This window comes from Bradyrhizobium sp. CCGUVB14, assembly GCF_024199935.1.
GTDB lineage: Bacteria > Pseudomonadota > Alphaproteobacteria > Rhizobiales > Xanthobacteraceae > Bradyrhizobium.
In genome coordinates, this window is record NZ_JANADS010000001.1 from 6535702 (window position 1) to 6551304 (window position 15603).

Consider the following 15603-nt stretch of genomic DNA (forward strand, 5'->3'; position numbering starts at 1 on the left):
CCGCGACCAAATGCCATTCCCTCAGGGAGCAAGTTGATGCTCTACACCCCTCCCCCGATCGATCCCAAGGCGCCGCCGGTGCGCATCAATCTGCTCTCGGACACGCAGACCAAGCCGACGGCTGCGATGCGCGAAGCGATGGCGCGGGCCGAAGTCGGTGACGAGCAGGTCGGCGACGATCCGACCGTGAATGCGCTGTGCGAGCGCGTCGCCGATCTGATGGGCAAGGAGGCCGCGGTCTACATGCCGTCGGGCACGATGTGCAATGTCACCGCGACGCTGGTGCATTGCCGTCCCGGCGACGAGATCCTGGCGCACGAGACCGCGCATATCATCGCCCGCGAAGGCGGCGCGCATGCCGCGATCGGCGGCTTCCAGGTGACCCAGCTCAAGGGCGCCGACGGCCAGTTCACGCCGGAGACGTTCCGGAAGGCGCTGCATCCGCGCACGCGCTACCAGCCGACACAGACCGTCGTCAGCGTCGAGCAGACCGCTAATATCGGCGGCGGCACGATCTGGAAGAAGGCCGCGCTCGACGAGATCGTCGCGATCGCCAGACAACATGGCCTCGTCACCCACATGGACGGCGCGCGCCTGCTCAACGCCACGGTCGCGAGCGGTATCTCGCCGCGCGACATGACCGCGGGCTGGGATTCGGCCTGGATCGATTTCTCCAAGGGCCTCGGCGCGCCGATCGGAGGCGTGCTCGCGGGCACCAGTGCCTTCATCGACGCAGTCTGGCAGTGGAAGCAGCGCCTCGGCGGCTCGATGCGGCAGGCCGGCGTCTGCGCGGCCGCCTGCATCTACGCGCTCGACCATCACGTTGACCGCCTCGCCGACGACCATGCCAATGCGCGCGCGCTGGCCCGCGGACTGTCGCAGATCTCGGGCGTCGAGGTGCAGGAGCCCGAGACCAACCTCGTATTCTTCAAGCCCGACGGCGCCGGCGTCTCAGGCGACAAGATGGTCGCCGCACTGCGCCAGCGCGGTGTGACGCTCGCGATGATGGACGGCCGCATCCGCGCCTGCACGCATCTCGACGTCAATTCGAGCCAGATCGAGGAAACGATCGGCTATGTCAGAGAGATCGTGCGCGGGGCTTAAGACTTAAGTCCCGTGTAGCCCGGATGGAGCGCAGCGAAATCCGGGCGACGAAAGCGGACAACCGAACACGATCACCGCCCCATCGCCTGATAGATCAGCGTCTTCAGCGCGAGCTGAATGCGGCCGCGCTGCGACGGGGTCTGCACCATGAAAATCCCGAAGAGATCGTCTTCGGGATCGATGAAGAAGAAGGTGCCGCCGACGCCATCCCAGCGATATTCACCGAGCGGCCACGATGTGCCTGACGGCACCGAGATGCGCACGGCGACGCCGAGGCCGTAGCCCGAGCTCACCCCCGGGTAATAGTTCTTGTCACGCTCGACATGGGTGTCAGGACCGATGTGGTCCGACGCCATCACGGCGAGCGTTTCAGGCTTGAGATAGCGTCGTCCCTCGAAGGTGCCGCGGTTGAGCAGCATCTGCGAGAAGCGCGCATAGTCGCCGATGGTGCCGACGAGACCCCCGCCGCCCGACTCCCATCGCAATGGTTTCCGGGGATCGCGGACCTGCGTCATCGGGCTAATCGCGCGATCCTGCGGCATCGGCTCGGCGATGCGCGGCCACTTGGCGGGATCGGCGACATAGAACGCGGTGTCCTTCATCCCGAGTGGATCGAGCAGCCGCTCCTTCGCGAACGCGAGCAGCGATTTCCCCGAGATCACCTCGATGATGCGGCCGAGCACATCGGTGGAGTGGCCGTAATCCCAGATCGTGCCGGGCTGTTCGGCGAGCGGCAGCGCAGTGATCTTCGCGACGAGCTCGGCATTGGTCAGGTCTTTGCTGTCGAACAGACCGGCGTCCGCATAGAGCTTGTTCACCAGGCCCCCGCCGTAATAGCCGTAGGGGATCCCGGCGGTGTGGCGCATCAAATCCTCGATCGTCACCGGACGATTGAGCGGCTCGAGCTCCAGCGAGACCTTGTTGTCCTCGGCCTTCTTCTCGACGCCGACCTTCATGCCGGCGAACGCCGGAATGTATTTCGAGACGGGATCGTTGATCGCGAGCCTGCCCTCCTCGACCAGCATCATCGCCAGGACGGAGGTGATCGGCTTCGACATCGAATAGAGCCGGAAGATCGTGTCCGCGCTCATCGAAAGTTCGGTCGCGACGTCGCGGACGCCGAAATTCTCGTAATAGACCGGCTTGCCGTGCTGCTGGAGCAGCAGGATCGCGCCCGGAAACTTGCCGGTCGCGATCTCGTTCCTGATGTAGTCGGAGACTTTTGCCAGGCCCTCCGGCGTGAAGTTGTGCGCGCGGTTCTCGGAGCCCGCTCGCGCACCGACGACGCCGAACAAAAGGACGAGCGCCGCAATCAGCCCGCGGCGCCCGTGCATGTCAGTTCTCCATGGCTTCATAGATCAGTTGCTTCAATGTCCGCTGGATGCGCTGGCGCTCGGTCGGGGTCTGTTCAAGCAGGACAAAGAACATGTCCTGCTTGGGGTCGATCACGAAATAGCAACCGGAGGCACCGTCCCACTTCAATTCACCGAGATCGCCGGGCGGCGGCGGTTTTGCGTTGCCGGGATCGGTGCGCACGGCAAGACCGAGCCCGAAGCCGAAACCGTCGCCGGGAAAGTAGAAATAGTCACGACTGACGCCGGAATTCGGGCCGACCTGGTCGGTCACCATCAGCTTGAACGTCTCGGGCTTGAGGATGGTCTTGCCGTCCAGCGTGCCGCCGTTGAGCAGCATCTGGGCGAAGCGCTCATAGTCGGCCATGGTCGTCACCATGCCGCCGCTGGCGAACTGGATCTTCTTGACGACCGTCGGATCGTTGATGCGGCCGACCCGGAAATCGCTGTCGTTCGGCACCGGCTGCGCGAGAAGCTTTTGTTTCTCGGGGTCCGTGACGAGGAAGCCGGTGTCGACCATGCCGAGCGGACCAAGCAGCGTCTCCCGCTCGATATCGAGCAGCGGCTTGCCCGCCGCGACCTCCATGACGCGCGCCAGGATGTCGGTGGAATGGCCGTATTGCCAGAGCGCACCCGGCTGGTTGTGCAGCGGCAGCTTTGCGATGCGTTCGGCGAACTCCGCGAGGTCGAAATCGCCGGCATAGATATTGGCGTCGCGATAGGCCTTGCGGACCAGGGTGTCGCCATAAAAGCCGTAGGTGACGCCCGAGGTGTGCGTCATCAGATCATGCACCGTCATCGGCCGGTTTGGCGGCACGAGCTCGAGCGACTTGGTGCCGTCGTCGGCCTTCTTCTCGACGCCGACCTTCACATTGGCGAAGGACGGGATGTATTTGGAGACGGGATCGTCGAGCTTGATCTTGCCGTCCTCGAGCATTTTCATCGCGACCACGGCAGTGATCGCCTTGCTCATCGAGAACAGGCGGAAGATCGTCTTGTCGGTGATCGGCGCCTTGCTGACCACGTCCTGCACGCCGAAGGCCTCGTGGTAGACCGGCTTGCCGTGCTGCTTGATCAGCACGGTTGCACCCGCAATCTTGCCGGTCGCGACCTCGTTCTTGAAGAACTCGCTGACCTTCGCGAGCTTGTCCTGATTGAAATGTGCGCCGGCCGGAATCTCGTAAGTGCCTTCCGCGCGCGCGAGCGACATCGTGCCAAATGACACAAGCGCGCCGCAAACCAACGCAAATCGTCCAAAACGAAAAATCATATCCCCTCCACGGAACATGGGCGGGCGGAGTGTACTGACGGCGCCATCAGGCACAAGGGCCGCTATGTCGCGCGAGCGCCTCGGCATGGAGTTCGGCGCTCGACTCAGAGAAGCAGCAGAAGACGACCCGATCAACGGATGGCGTGGCGGGCAACATCTCGACCGTCGTGCGGACGGCGATCTCGGCCGCCCGGTCGGCCGGAAAACGATAGACGCCGGTCGAAATCGCGGGGAACGCCACCGAGGTCAGCGCGTGCTGTCCGCACAGCTCCATCGCGCGGCGGTAGCAGGAGGCGAGCAGATCGTCCTCGCCGATCGTGCCGCCGTTCCAGACCGGTCCAACGGTGTGGATCACGTGCGCGGCCTTGAGCCGATAGCCTTTGGTGATTTTGGCATCGCCGGTCTTGCAACCGTGGAGCATCCGGCATTCGGCAACGAGCTCAGGCCCGGCCGCCCTGTGGATCGCGCCATCCACGCCGCCCCCGCCAAGGAGCGACGTATTGGCGGCGTTGACGATAGCGTCAACGCCGAGGGTCGTGATGTCAGCAACGAGGACGTCGAGCTGGACGGCGCCGATCTGGCGCGTCAGCGCCGTCACGGATCAGGCCGCGACCGCGACGCCCTTCTCGGAGAAGAGCTGCTGCAGCTCGCCGGCCTGGAACATCTCGCGGACGATGTCGCAACCGCCGATGAACTCGCCCTTCACGTAGAGCTGGGGGATGGTCGGCCAGTTCGAGTATTCCTTGATGCCGTTGCGGAGCTCCGCGGATTCGAGGACGTTGAGGCCCTTATAGCCGACGCCGATGTGGTCGAGGATCTGCACGACCTGGCCGGAGAAACCGCACTGCGGAAATTGCGGCGTACCCTTCATGAACAGAACCACGTCGTTCGACTTCACTTCGTTGTCGATGAATTCCGCGATGCTCATATCCGTATCCTTCTGGGGCAGAGCCCTCACCTGTCATTCCGGGCCGGCTCAGCCGATCTAACCCGATACCTGCCTATATATGTAGCCCAAACCGTTGTGCATCCAAAGTAAAATGGCGGCGAACGGCCCCTGGACGGTCGGCCAGGGCACCCCCGGGTCCATTGCATGATGGCACGAATATCATCGCCGGGGAGGACTTTCATACCGTAACGGAGCCCCTATCTAGGACGAACCTTGGTTTTGGAACCGGGTATCGCCAACAACGTTCTCTTGTCCTGTCTGGAGAAAAACGTGACGAAACAAGCCTCCGCAACGGCCAGTCCGCCGCTTTCGTCACCCTCCCCCGACCAGGGCGGCCTCGCCCAGCGGCTCGAGGCCGCGTTTCTCGCGGTCCGCAACGAGACCGAGCGCCGGGCCGCGCCGCTCTCGCCCGAGGACCAGCAGATCCAGTCGATGCCGGACGCGAGTCCGGCGAAATGGCATCGGGCGCATACCACCTGGTTCTGGGAGCAGTTCTTGCTCGGCGAGCACGCCCCTGGCTACCGGCCCTTCCACCCCGATTTCGCGTTCCTGTTCAATTCCTATTACGTCAGCGCCGGCCCCCGCCATGCCCGCAATCATCGCGGCGACGTCACCCGGCCCAGTGCCGACGAGGTCGGCGCCTATCGCCGCCATGTCGATGCTGCCGTCGTCAAATTCTTCCGCGAGGCCGGCGAGGACAAGCTTCGGGCCGTGGCGCCACTGGTCGAGGTCGGCCTGAACCACGAGCAGCAACATCAGGAATTGATGTTCACCGACATCCTGCACGCGTTTGCGCAGAACCCGATCTATCCCGCCTACGATGCGGACTGGCGCTTTCCGGCCGCGACGCGCATGGGTGAGGACTGGCTGACACTCAATGAAGGCATCCACACCGTCGGCCATGTCGACGACAGCTTTCATTTCGACAACGAAAAGCCCGCGCATCGCGCCCTGATCGGCCCGGTGAAGATCGCACGCAATCTGATCACCAATGGCGAATGGCTCGCCTTCATGCGCGACGGCGGCTACCGGACCGCAACGCTCTGGCTGATGGACGGCTTTGCCGCGGCCAGCAAGGAAGATTGGCAGGCCCCAGGTCATTGGCGCGAGATCGATGGTCAGTGGCATGTGATGACGCTTGCCGGCGTCAAGCCCGTCGATCCCGACGCACCGGTCTGCCATATCAGTTATTACGAGGCCGATGCGTTTGCGCGCTGGGCCGGAAAGCACCTGCCGACCGAGATGGAATGGGAGGTTGCCGCACGCGCCGGCCAGTTCAACGACGCCTTCGGCATCGTCTGGCAGTGGACGCGTTCATCGTATTCACCCTACCCCGGCTACCGCGCCATTGAGGGCGCGCTCGGCGAGTACAACGGCAAATTCATGGTCAACCAGCTGGTGCTGCGCGGCTCGTCACTTGCGACGCCCGACGGTCATAGCCGTGTCACATATCGCAACTTCTTTTATCCGCACCACCGCTGGCAATTCACGGGGTTGCGGCTCGCCGATTACGTCTGACGTCTTTGAAGTCTCATCCGACGACAACCGCGCGCCGGACAGCGCGTTCAGGAGAGTATCATGAATGTGCACGCCAGCGCCTTGGCCGAAGCCCATCTCCCCGACGAGCAGACGACCGCCTTCGCCCGCGAGGCCATCGAGGACCTCTCGCAGCAGCCGAAGAAACTGTCGCCGAAATATTTTTATGACGCGACCGGATCGGAGCTGTTCGAGGCGATCACGCGCCTGCCGGAGTATTATCCGACGCGCACCGAGCTTGCGATCCTGAAGGAGCGCGGCAGCGAGATCGCAAAGATCATTCCCGAAAACGCCGCGCTGGTCGAATTCGGCGCGGGTGCGACCACAAAAGTTCGTCTGTTGCTGAACCAGTCCAGGTTCGCGGCCTATGTGCCCGTCGATATCTCCGGCGATTTTCTGAAGGCACAGGCCAACGGGCTGAAGCGGGATTTCCCCTCGCTCGGCATCTATCCGGTCGCGGCCGATTTCACCACGCCGTTCGAGCTGCCCAAGGCGGTGGCGTCAATGCCCAAGGTCGGCTTCTTCCCGGGCTCGACCATCGGCAATTTCGAGCCGCATGAGGCACAGGCGTTCTTGAAGAGTGCCCGCCAGATCCTCGGCAAGGGCGCGCAGATGATCATCGGCGCCGACCTCGAGAAAGAGGAGCGTCTGCTCCACGCCGCCTACAACGATGCCGCCGGCGTCACCGCGCGCTTCAACCTCAATGTCCTCGTGCGGATCAACCGCGAGCTCGGCGGCAATTTTGACCTCTCCGCCTTCACCCACGGCGCGATCTACAATCACGACCGGCACCGGATCGAGATGCACCTGATCAGCCGGAAGAGCCAGACCGTGCGCCTGCTCGGCACCAGCTTCTCGTTCCGGCCGGGCGAGAGCATCCACACCGAGAACAGCTACAAATACAGCCTCGAGCGCTTTGCCGCGCTGGCGCAGGGCGCCGGCTGGCGAGTGCGCGAGAGCTGGACTGACGCGGCGAAGATGTTCTCGGTGCACGCGCTGGAGGCGGCGGAGTAAACGCTCAGGCGCCATCGCATTTCAGAGCGGCTTCCTGCAGCGCATCCTTCGAGACGCCCGCCCTAGGCGGGCTCCTCAGGATGAGGACGGATTGTGCGGCAACAGCTCTAACGGGCACTTATGCTGATCAGCCTCATCCTTGTAAGTCAGATCGCGCCAGATCGGCTAAGATAGCCGGTGCGGTAACGGACGGGAGACCGCTTCATCCAAGGGCTATGAAGCCCGTGCCTCAGCGCGGCGCCCCGTCCGTTGTTCCATCGAACCCGAACAGTCGCGAGGGCCGCCTGGCGAGCCCGGTTGCGCAAGGATGGGTGCAGATGGACGCGATCTATGTTGGCATAGATGTATCTAAGGACCGGTTGGATGTTCATATGCGTCCGAGCGGAGAAGTGTTTGCCGTGGCGCGCGACGGCAAGGGCTTGGAAGATCTTGTTGCGCGGCTTGCGGCCTGTTCGCCGAGCCTGATTGGGCTGGAGGCGACTGGCGGCTTCGAGACGGTGGTCGCGGCAGCACTGGCCGGCGCCCAGTTGCCGCTGGCGGTCATCAATCCGGCCCAGATCCGGCACTTCGCGCAGGCGATTGGCCAGCGCGCCAAGTCCGATCCGATCGATGCCGCGGTGATCGCACGGTTCGTTGAGGCGGTGAAGCCCGCCCTGCGTCCCGTCCCGGACGAGCAAGCTCGCTTGCTGGCCGAACTGGTTGCCCGACGCCGGCAGATCATCGAGATGATCGTCGCCGAACGCCAGCGCGAGAAGCGGGTGGAGAATGTTCGCGTCCGCAAGAGCCTTGCCCGCCACATCAAGGTCCTCGAGAAGGAGCTGCCGGACATCGACAACGACATCGACACGCTGGTACGGGGCTCGCCGGCCTGGCGGGACCAAGAAGATTTGCTGATCACCTTCCCGGGGGTCGGCAATACACTCGCACGCACCTTCCTTGCCGAGGTGCCCGAACTCGGCACCCTCAACCGGCGTCAGATCGCAAGCCTTGCCGGCCTTGCTCCCTTCGTTCGCCAGTCCGGCCGATGGAAAGGCAGGAGCAAGATCGGCGGTGGACGAACTGCCTTGCGGGCGGCCCTCTACATGGCTGCCCTCTCGGCGATCCGATGCCACCCGCAGCTCAAGCTTTTCTACCGTCACCTCGTGAGCGCCGGTAAGCCGAAAATGGTCGCCCTCATCGCGGTCGCCCGCAAGCTCCTCACCATCCTCAACGCCATGCTCAGGGATCGAAAACCATGGCAACCCGCTTGACGAAGAACACAGTCGCTGAGGAGACTGCGAAGCAGCCGTCTCGAAGGACGAGGCGCTCGCTCAGGCCTCCCCGGATTCCTCCTCGGCCGCTTCCGGCTTCGATCCCAGCGACACCGATTCCCATACCGCGACGACGATCATGATCACGCTCGTCGCGACCGAGAGCCAAAGTGGCGAGAGATCGGCGGCGAACCACCACAGCGCCACCAGCAGGATGATGCCGATGCCGTGGGAGAGCTGGAGGAAGCCGCGGATCGAGTGCTTGAACAGGATGGTGCCGACCAGAAACACCAATGGGCCGCCGATCGTGCTCACGATGGTGCGGATGTCGGAATGTCCGGTCGGGTGCTTCAGCACCAGCTCGTCCGAAACCGCGGTCAGGATGATGCCGGCGACGATCGGCATGTGCAGATAGGTGTAGGCGAGCCGCGCCAGCCGGCCGGACTCGGCGCTCTTCGAGATCCGTTCGGAGCCGGCCTCCGCGCCCTTGTGGAAATAGACCCACCACATCGCGACGCTGCCGACAAGGCACGAGACAAAAGCCAGAATGTTGTCCGCGGTCCAGTCCAGCTCGGCGAAGGTCGCGCCGTTGACGACGACGGCTTCACCGAGCGCGATGATGATGAAGCCGGCGCAGCGCTCGGCCATGTGGCCGCCCTCGACCGCCCAGGCCTCGACCGACGAGAAGCCCAGCTTCGGCACCCAGAAACGCACCGCCGGCGAGACGTATTCGATCGTCAACGCCACGATCCAGAACCATAGCCTCTCCTCGCCGTGCGACAGGCCACCGAGGATCCAGAACACCGCGGAGCCGCAGAGCCAGACCAGGATGCGGATTGCGTTGTGGCGCACGGCGGTGCGATGGCGCGGGGTCGCGAACAGCCAGAACGCGGTGCGTCCGACCTGCATGACCGCGTACGCGATCGCAAACCACAGGCCGCGGCCGTCGAACGCGGTCGGGATCGTCGTCGACAGCACGAGGCCGCCGAGCATCATCAGGAAGATCAGGATGCGGACCGGCGTCAGCTCGGGGTTGAGCCAGTTGGTGACCCAGGCGGTGTAGACCCACACCCACCACACCGCGAGGAACAGCAGCGTGACCTCGACCGCTCCCAGCGGCGTGAAGTGGTGCAGCAGCGTGTGCGAGATCTGCGTGACGGCGAAGACGAAGACGAGGTCGAAGAACAGCTCGGCATTGGTGACGCGGCTGGGCTGGTTCGGCACGATCACGCGAAACATCGCGCCGCGCGGATTGTCGGCCGCCATAACCGCCCCCCGTCGCTCGATCAGGTCAGGCGCCAGGTACGCCGGTTTGCAGCGCCAGCGCATGCAATACGCCGCCCATCTGGCCCTGCAGGGACCGATAGACGATCTGGTGCTGCTGAACGCGGGACTTGCCGCGGAAGGATTCCGAAATCACGGTCGCGGCATAGTGGTCGCCATCGCCGGCGAGGTCACGGATGGTCACCTCGGCATCGGGGATTGCGGCCTTGATCATCGCCTCGATATCGTGGGCGTCCATGGGCATTCGGGTCTTGCTCCTGTCTCGGCATCGAATCGCTTTGCCGGGGGTCCGGATCTGTAAGGCCAAACCTGCCGGCTGGGCCAAACTTAGCGTGAACGGCCTTCTACGTCACGCCTTCAGGCACTATATCCCTGATCCCATCAGGATAAAGGCACGACAAAGTGCCGCGCGCGGCAGATTGAACGAAAAGGCGTGAAATCATGAAGCTTCCCGGGCCGGATCACCCCATCACCATCACCCAAAACCCCCGGCGCGTCCGCGTCACGGCGGGCGATATCGTGATTGCCGAGAGCACCAAGGCGCTGACGCTGAAAGAGGCCAGATATCCGGCAGTGCAATATGTGCCACGCGAGGATGCCAACATGGCGCTGCTGGAACGCACCGATCGCACCACCCACTGCCCCTATAAGGGGGACGCCAGCTATTACAGCATCAAGGCCAGTGGCAAGACGCTCGATAACGCGATCTGGACCTACGAGACGCCGTTTCCCGCCATGACCGAAATATCAGGCCATCTCGCCTTCTATCCGGACAAGGTGAAGATCGAGGAAGTGGGCTAAGTTCACTGGCGCCGTGACGCCGGGCGATCATCAGGCCGCCTCCCTCAGTCGACATCGGGCATGAGATGCCGCGCAAGGCCGCAAGACTGATTGGGGTCTCGTTGCTGGGATTGGCCGGCGCCCTCGTTGCATTCACCGTTGCCGGACTGGGTTTTCGCGCCTACCGCCAGCATCTAGCCACCGAAACTCTCGCGATCCGCTCTCCCAACGGCATCCAGGAGGGCGCGTTCGTCGATATCGGCGGCATCAAGCAATGGATTCAAATTCGCGGCGAGGATCGGGATAACCCGGTTCTCCTGTTCGTCCACGGTGGACCTGGAGGCTCAACCTTGGCGATTTCGTCGGGCTGGCGTCCCTGGGAAAGGCATTTCACCGTGGTGCAGTGGGACCAGCGCGGCGCTGGCCGCACCTATGGCGCCGCCGGCGACACGCTCGCGCCAACCATGACGCTGGAGCGAATGACACAGGATGGCATCGAGCTGGCTGAATATCTACGCGCGCACCTGCACAAGGACAAAATTGTCCTGGTCGGACATTCCTGGGGTTCGTTCCTGGGCATTCACATGGTGAAGAGGCGCCCGGATCTGTTCTCGGCGTATGTCGGCACCGGCCAGGTGGTTGGCAGGGTGACGTTCGAGAAGCAATTCGAGATCACGATCGCGCATCTACAAGCGTTGGCGCAGTCCGCAGGCAACAGCGAGGCCCAAGCCGAATTGGCACCAATCGTGGCGCGCCCTCTGATCAATCCACAAAATCGATTGGTTGCGGACAAGTGGAGCAAAGCGCTGGGGCTACCCTCCATTGAGAGCGTCCAGTTGGCGGGTCCCATTCCACCCCCGTTCATGCCGGATTTCTCGCTGCTGGACTGGTACAACTGGCGCAAAGGCATGGCCTTCTCCGCAAAATATCTGCGCGGACGAGAGGGCCCCATGTTCAAGCGCGACGTCGCCTCGCTGGGACTCGCTTTTTCGATCCCGATGATCTTCATCGAGGGCGATGCGGATGACAACACACCGGGTGGGCCGGCCGAACAACTCTTCAATCAGATCACGGCCCCGCATAAGGAATTTGTCTGGGTGCGCGGCGGCGATCATTTCATTCCGTTCGATCGTCCCGACGAGTTCCTGGCGGAGCTGCTGGCCCACGTCGTGCCGTTCACGCGTAATTGAGAGCGGCGCTACGCTCGGAAGATCGTAAGTCCGAGTATGAGCAGCACCAGGAAGATCACCACGAAAACGTAGAACAGGAAGCGGGCGACATCGGCGGACGCCGCCGAGATGCCGGTGAAGCCGAGCACACCCGCCACGATCGAGATCAGCAGGAAGATCAGTGCCCATTTCAAGATTGTCATCGCCAGCTCCGCGACTGCGGCCACCGCAATCGGTGGCCTTCGCCTGTTTCGGAAACGCTAACCGTGTTGCGCGGAACTGGTTCCTAAATACACGACGCAAGGTTGTCGTGGCACCAACTGCCCTTGGTGAATCGGGTTCCCCGCCGCACATTCCGACCGGCGCAAGGGGGCAATCGGGGCGATCATGATTTCGATGTCACATTCTGCGGCGATCGGCGCGGAGGCGCATGCCGAGCCGAAGGCCAAGGTGCGCAATCTGTCGCTCGACCGCGCCCGCACCTTCCTCACGCTGGTGGTGCTGCTGCATCACGCCGTCATTCCCTACACCTATTTCGGCCACACCGATCCGACCTCCTGGATCGGCTTCGACATCGTCGTGCTCGCCACCGACAGTTTCTTCATGGCGATGTTCTTCTTCCTGTCGGGGCTGTTCACCTGGCCCGGCATCGCGCGCAAGGCGCCGTCGGTCTTCCTGCGCGACCGCCTGCTGCGATTGGGGCTGCCATTCGTGATCGCAGCCTTCACCGTCATTCCGCTCGCCTATTACGCGATCGCGCTGCGCGAACAGGCCGAGCTGACCTTTGCCGCGTTCTGGTGGAAGACGATCACCGTCGGCCCGTGGCCGAGCGGTCCGATCTGGTTCGTCTGGGTGCTGCTGGCATTCGACCTCACCGCAAGCCTGCTCTACCGGGTCTCGGCGCATCTGGTCGATCCCGTCAACCGCATTTCGGTTCGGGGCTTTGGACAGCCGGCCATCTTCTGGCTGCTGCTCACCGTCGTCACGGCCATCGTCTACGTGCCGGCACTGGCCTATTTCGGCGTCAACAAATGGTTCGAGTTCGGGCCGTTCTCGGTGCAGGCGAGCCGCGTGCTGCTCTACTTCGCCTATTTCTTCTTCGGCGTCAGCGTTGGGGCTGCGAACTTCAATCACGGCATTCTCGGCGCCGACGGCCAATTGCCGAGGAGCCGCTGGCTCTGGGCGATCGCGACGCTGATCCCTTATTGCGGGATGTGGGGCATGATCTACATCAAGCGCGGAATCCTGGGCAATCCGGAGGTGCTGCCGGGTTGGTACCAGGCCATCTACGGCACGTTCTTCGTGCTGTTCTCGGCCGCGATCCTGCTCGCGATCCTCGCCTTCTTCCTGCATGCGAAGACGCCGGGACCGACGTTGCTCGACCGCATGCAGGCGGATGCCTATGGCATGTTCCTGGTGCACTACCCGATCGCGCTGTGGACCCAGTACGTCCTGTTCGACTACGGACTGCCGGCCATCGTGAAGGCCGCGATCGGCTTCGTGCTCACGGTGATTTTGAGCTGGGGCCTGACGGCGGCGTTGCGGAAGCTTCCGGGCGCGTCGCACGTGTTGTAGACGTGCTCGTAGCCCGGATTTCGCTACGCTCCATCCGGCTACGGGACTGAAGTTGTGGCGGTGCCTTACGCCGCCTTGCCGCCCATATAATCCGGCAACCAGCGCTCATGCGACGCCTTCAGTGCGTCGATCGACACGGGCGTCTCGCCCGCGATCGAGATCGTATCGCCACCGGTGGTGCCGATGCGCACGCAGGGCACCTCGCAGCCGCGCATCTTGGCGAGCACGCGGCCGGCTTCCGTTTCCGGCACGGTGACGAGATAGCGCGCCTGGTCCTCGCCGAACCAATAGGCATGCGAGACCAGCGACGTCGGCGCCGCCAGCAGCTTTGCGCCGATGCCACCAGCCATCGCCATTTCGGCGAGCGCAATCAGCAGGCCACCGTCGGAGAGATCGTGCACGGCGGTCGCAGTGCCCGCATGGATCATGCCGCGCACGCAGTCGCCGTTGCGCTTCTCGGCGGCGAGATCGACCGGCGGCGGCGCGCCCTCCTCGCGACCGCAGATATCGCGCAGATAGACGGACTGGCCGAGCCAGCCATGGGTGTCGCCGACCAACAGGATCGCCTCGCCCTCGGCCTTGAAGGCGAGCGATGCAGACTTGGTGAAATCGTCGAGCAGGCCGACGCCGCCGATCGAGGGCGTCGGCAGGATCGCGCGGCCGTTGGTCTCGTTGTAGAGCGAGACGTTGCCGGACACGACCGGGAAGTCGAGCGTGCGGCAGGCTTCCGAGATGCCCTTCAGGCAACCGACGAACTGGCCCATGATCTCGGGCCGCTCAGGATTGCCGAAATTGAGGTTGTCGGTGATCGCGAGCGGCTTGCCGCCGACAGCGGTGATGTTGCGCCAGGCTTCCGCCACCGCCTGCTTGCCGCCCTCGAACGGATCGGCCTCGCAATAGCGCGGCGTGACGTCGACGGTCAGCGCCAGGCCCTTCGGCCCGTCCTGCACGCGCACGACGGCAGCGTCGCCGCCGGGGCGCTGCATGGTGTTGCCGAGGATGACGTGGTCGTACTGCTCCCAGACCCAGCGCTTGCTGCACATGTCGGGCGTGCCGATCAGCTTCTCCAGCGCGCTACCTACGCCCATCGGCGCCGGCACTTCGCGCGCATGCACGGTCGGCAGCGCGGCGGAAGGGACATGCGGACGGTCATAGAGCGGCGCCTCGTCGCCGAGCTCCTTGATCGGCAGGTCGGCCATGACGTCGCCGCCATGCTTGACCACGAAGCGCTTGCTCGGCGTGGTGTAGCCGACCACGGCGAAATCGAGGCCCCATTTCTTGAAGATCGCCTCGGCTTCCTGTTCCTTCTCGGGCTTGAGCACCATGAGCATCCGCTCCTGGCTTTCCGAGAGCATCATCTCGTAGGCGCTCATGCCGGTCTCGCGGGTCGGCACCGCGTCGAGATCGAGGTCGACGCCGAGGTCGCCCTTGGCGCCCATCTCGACCGCCGAGCAGGTCAGGCCCGCCGCGCCCATGTCCTGGATCGCGATGACGCAGCCCTTCTCCATGATCTCGAGGCAGGCCTCGAGCAGCAGTTTCTCGGCGAAGGGATCGCCGACCTGCACGGTCGGGCGCTTCTCCTCGGACTTGTCGTCGAACTCGGCCGAGGCCATCGAGGCGCCGTGGATGCCGTCGCGGCCGGTCTTGGAGCCGAGATAGACGATCGGCATGTTCACGCCGGAGGCGGCCGCATAGAAGATCTTGTCGGCGTCGGCGAGGCCGACCGCCATCGCGTTGACGAGGATGTTGCCGTCATAGCGGGTGTGGAAGCGCACCTGGCCGCCGACCGTCGGCACGCCGAAGGAATTGCCGTAGCCGCCGACACCGGCAACGACGCCGGAGACGAGATGCCGGGTCTTGGCATGCTCGGGCGCGCCAAAACTCAGCGCGTTGAGGCAGGCGATCGGGCGCGCGCCCATGGTGAAGACGTCGCGCAAAATGCCGCCGACGCCGGTGGTCGCGCCCTGGTAGGGCTCGATGTAGCTCGGATGGTTGTGGCTCTCCATCTTGAAGACCACGGCCTGGCCGTCGCCGATGTCGATCACGCCGGCGTTCTCGCCGGGACCCTGGATCACCCAGGGCGCCTTGGTCGGCAGGCCCTTCAGATGGATCCGCGAGGATTTGTACGAGCAGTGCTCGTTCCACATCGCCGAGAAGATGCCGAGCTCGGTGAAGGTCGGCTCCCGCCCGATCAGCTTCAGGATGCGCTCGTACTCGTCGGGCTTGAGCCCGTGGGCGGCAACCAGTTCGGGGGTGATCTTGGGTTCGTTCTTCATGGATTCGGGGCTTTCGGCGGGCGTTTGGCCGTTCTTAGGAACAT

At 63.9% G+C, this 15603-nt stretch carries 15 protein-coding genes; 7 read left to right on the forward strand and 8 right to left on the reverse strand.

Annotation, left to right across the window (positions count from 1 at the left end):
* Nucleotides 1–36: 36 nt before the first annotated feature.
* Nucleotides 37–1104 (forward strand): low specificity L-threonine aldolase, encoded by a 1068-nt coding sequence (locus NLM32_RS30750; RefSeq protein WP_254132495.1) that lies wholly within the window; start codon nucleotides 37–39, stop codon nucleotides 1102–1104.
* Nucleotides 1105–1175: 71 nt separating this feature from the next.
* Here NLM32_RS30750 and NLM32_RS30755 read toward each other — a convergent pair whose 3' ends face one another.
* The 4 genes from NLM32_RS30755 to grxD are packed head-to-tail and all read right to left on the reverse strand — an operon-like array spanning nucleotide 1176 to nucleotide 4654.
* Complete coding sequence (locus tag NLM32_RS30755; protein WP_254132496.1) at nucleotides 1176–2438, reverse strand: serine hydrolase; 1263 nt, start codon at nucleotides 2436–2438, stop codon at nucleotides 1176–1178.
* A gap of 1 nt (nucleotide 2439) precedes the next feature.
* Entirely contained in the window at nucleotides 2440–3726 is a 1287-nt protein-coding gene (locus tag NLM32_RS30760) for a serine hydrolase (RefSeq protein WP_254132497.1), read from the reverse strand.
* Nucleotides 3727–3772: 46 nt separating this feature from the next.
* Nucleotides 3773–4324 carry an O-acetyl-ADP-ribose deacetylase gene (locus NLM32_RS30765; protein WP_254132498.1) on the reverse strand — a complete coding sequence of 184 codons (552 nt, stop codon included), beginning with the start codon at nucleotides 4322–4324 and terminating at the stop codon, nucleotides 3773–3775.
* Nucleotides 4325–4327: 3 nt separating this feature from the next.
* Nucleotides 4328–4654: a Grx4 family monothiol glutaredoxin gene (grxD, locus tag NLM32_RS30770; protein ID WP_122402493.1), complete on the reverse strand. Its 327-nt coding sequence runs from the start codon at nucleotides 4652–4654 to the stop codon at nucleotides 4328–4330.
* Between the two features lie 240 nt (nucleotides 4655–4894).
* On the opposite strand from grxD, the gene egtB reads away from it, so the two are divergent.
* From egtB to NLM32_RS30785, 3 genes are all read left to right on the forward strand, one after another.
* Nucleotides 4895–6193, forward strand: coding sequence for an ergothioneine biosynthesis protein EgtB (gene egtB / locus NLM32_RS30775; protein ID WP_254135458.1), 1299 nt, complete (start codon nucleotides 4895–4897; stop codon nucleotides 6191–6193).
* A 60-nt stretch (nucleotides 6194–6253) separates the two neighbouring features.
* Nucleotides 6254–7225: an L-histidine N(alpha)-methyltransferase gene (egtD, locus tag NLM32_RS30780; RefSeq protein WP_254132499.1), complete on the forward strand. Its 972-nt coding sequence runs from the start codon at nucleotides 6254–6256 to the stop codon at nucleotides 7223–7225.
* A 317-nt stretch (nucleotides 7226–7542) separates the two neighbouring features.
* Nucleotides 7543–8475 carry an IS110 family transposase gene (locus tag NLM32_RS30785; protein WP_254130737.1) on the forward strand — a complete coding sequence of 311 codons (933 nt, stop codon included), beginning with the start codon at nucleotides 7543–7545 and terminating at the stop codon, nucleotides 8473–8475.
* Nucleotides 8476–8535: 60 nt separating this feature from the next.
* Here NLM32_RS30785 and NLM32_RS30790 read toward each other — a convergent pair whose 3' ends face one another.
* Together NLM32_RS30790 and NLM32_RS30795 are read right to left on the reverse strand one after the other, a co-directional pair.
* The gene (locus NLM32_RS30790; RefSeq protein ID WP_254132500.1) at nucleotides 8536–9741 is read right to left on the reverse strand and encodes a low temperature requirement protein A; all 1206 of its coding nucleotides are present in this window, start codon (nucleotides 9739–9741) and stop codon (nucleotides 8536–8538) included.
* A gap of 25 nt (nucleotides 9742–9766) precedes the next feature.
* Nucleotides 9767–10003 (reverse strand): BolA/IbaG family iron-sulfur metabolism protein, encoded by a 237-nt coding sequence (locus NLM32_RS30795; protein WP_014494139.1) that lies wholly within the window; start codon nucleotides 10001–10003, stop codon nucleotides 9767–9769.
* Between the two features lie 197 nt (nucleotides 10004–10200).
* On the opposite strand from NLM32_RS30795, the gene NLM32_RS30800 reads away from it, so the two are divergent.
* Both NLM32_RS30800 and NLM32_RS30805 read left to right on the forward strand, forming a co-directional pair.
* On the forward strand, nucleotides 10201–10560 hold the full coding sequence (locus NLM32_RS30800) for a DUF427 domain-containing protein (protein WP_254132501.1): 360 nt from the start codon (nucleotides 10201–10203) through the stop codon (nucleotides 10558–10560).
* Between the two features lie 65 nt (nucleotides 10561–10625).
* Nucleotides 10626–11729, forward strand: a complete 1104-nt coding sequence (locus NLM32_RS30805; RefSeq protein WP_254132502.1) for an alpha/beta fold hydrolase — start codon at nucleotides 10626–10628, stop codon at nucleotides 11727–11729.
* Nucleotides 11730–11737: 8 nt separating this feature from the next.
* Here NLM32_RS30805 and NLM32_RS30810 read toward each other — a convergent pair whose 3' ends face one another.
* The gene (locus NLM32_RS30810) at nucleotides 11738–11911 is read right to left on the reverse strand and encodes a DUF1328 domain-containing protein (RefSeq protein ID WP_092228199.1); all 174 of its coding nucleotides are present in this window, start codon (nucleotides 11909–11911) and stop codon (nucleotides 11738–11740) included.
* Between the two features lie 184 nt (nucleotides 11912–12095).
* On the opposite strand from NLM32_RS30810, the gene NLM32_RS30815 reads away from it, so the two are divergent.
* Nucleotides 12096–13283: an acyltransferase gene (locus NLM32_RS30815; protein WP_254132503.1), complete on the forward strand. Its 1188-nt coding sequence runs from the start codon at nucleotides 12096–12098 to the stop codon at nucleotides 13281–13283.
* A 65-nt stretch (nucleotides 13284–13348) separates the two neighbouring features.
* Here NLM32_RS30815 and purL read toward each other — a convergent pair whose 3' ends face one another.
* Nucleotides 13349–15559: a phosphoribosylformylglycinamidine synthase subunit PurL gene (purL, locus tag NLM32_RS30820; protein ID WP_254132504.1), complete on the reverse strand. Its 2211-nt coding sequence runs from the start codon at nucleotides 15557–15559 to the stop codon at nucleotides 13349–13351.
* Nucleotides 15560–15603 lie beyond the last annotated feature (44 nt).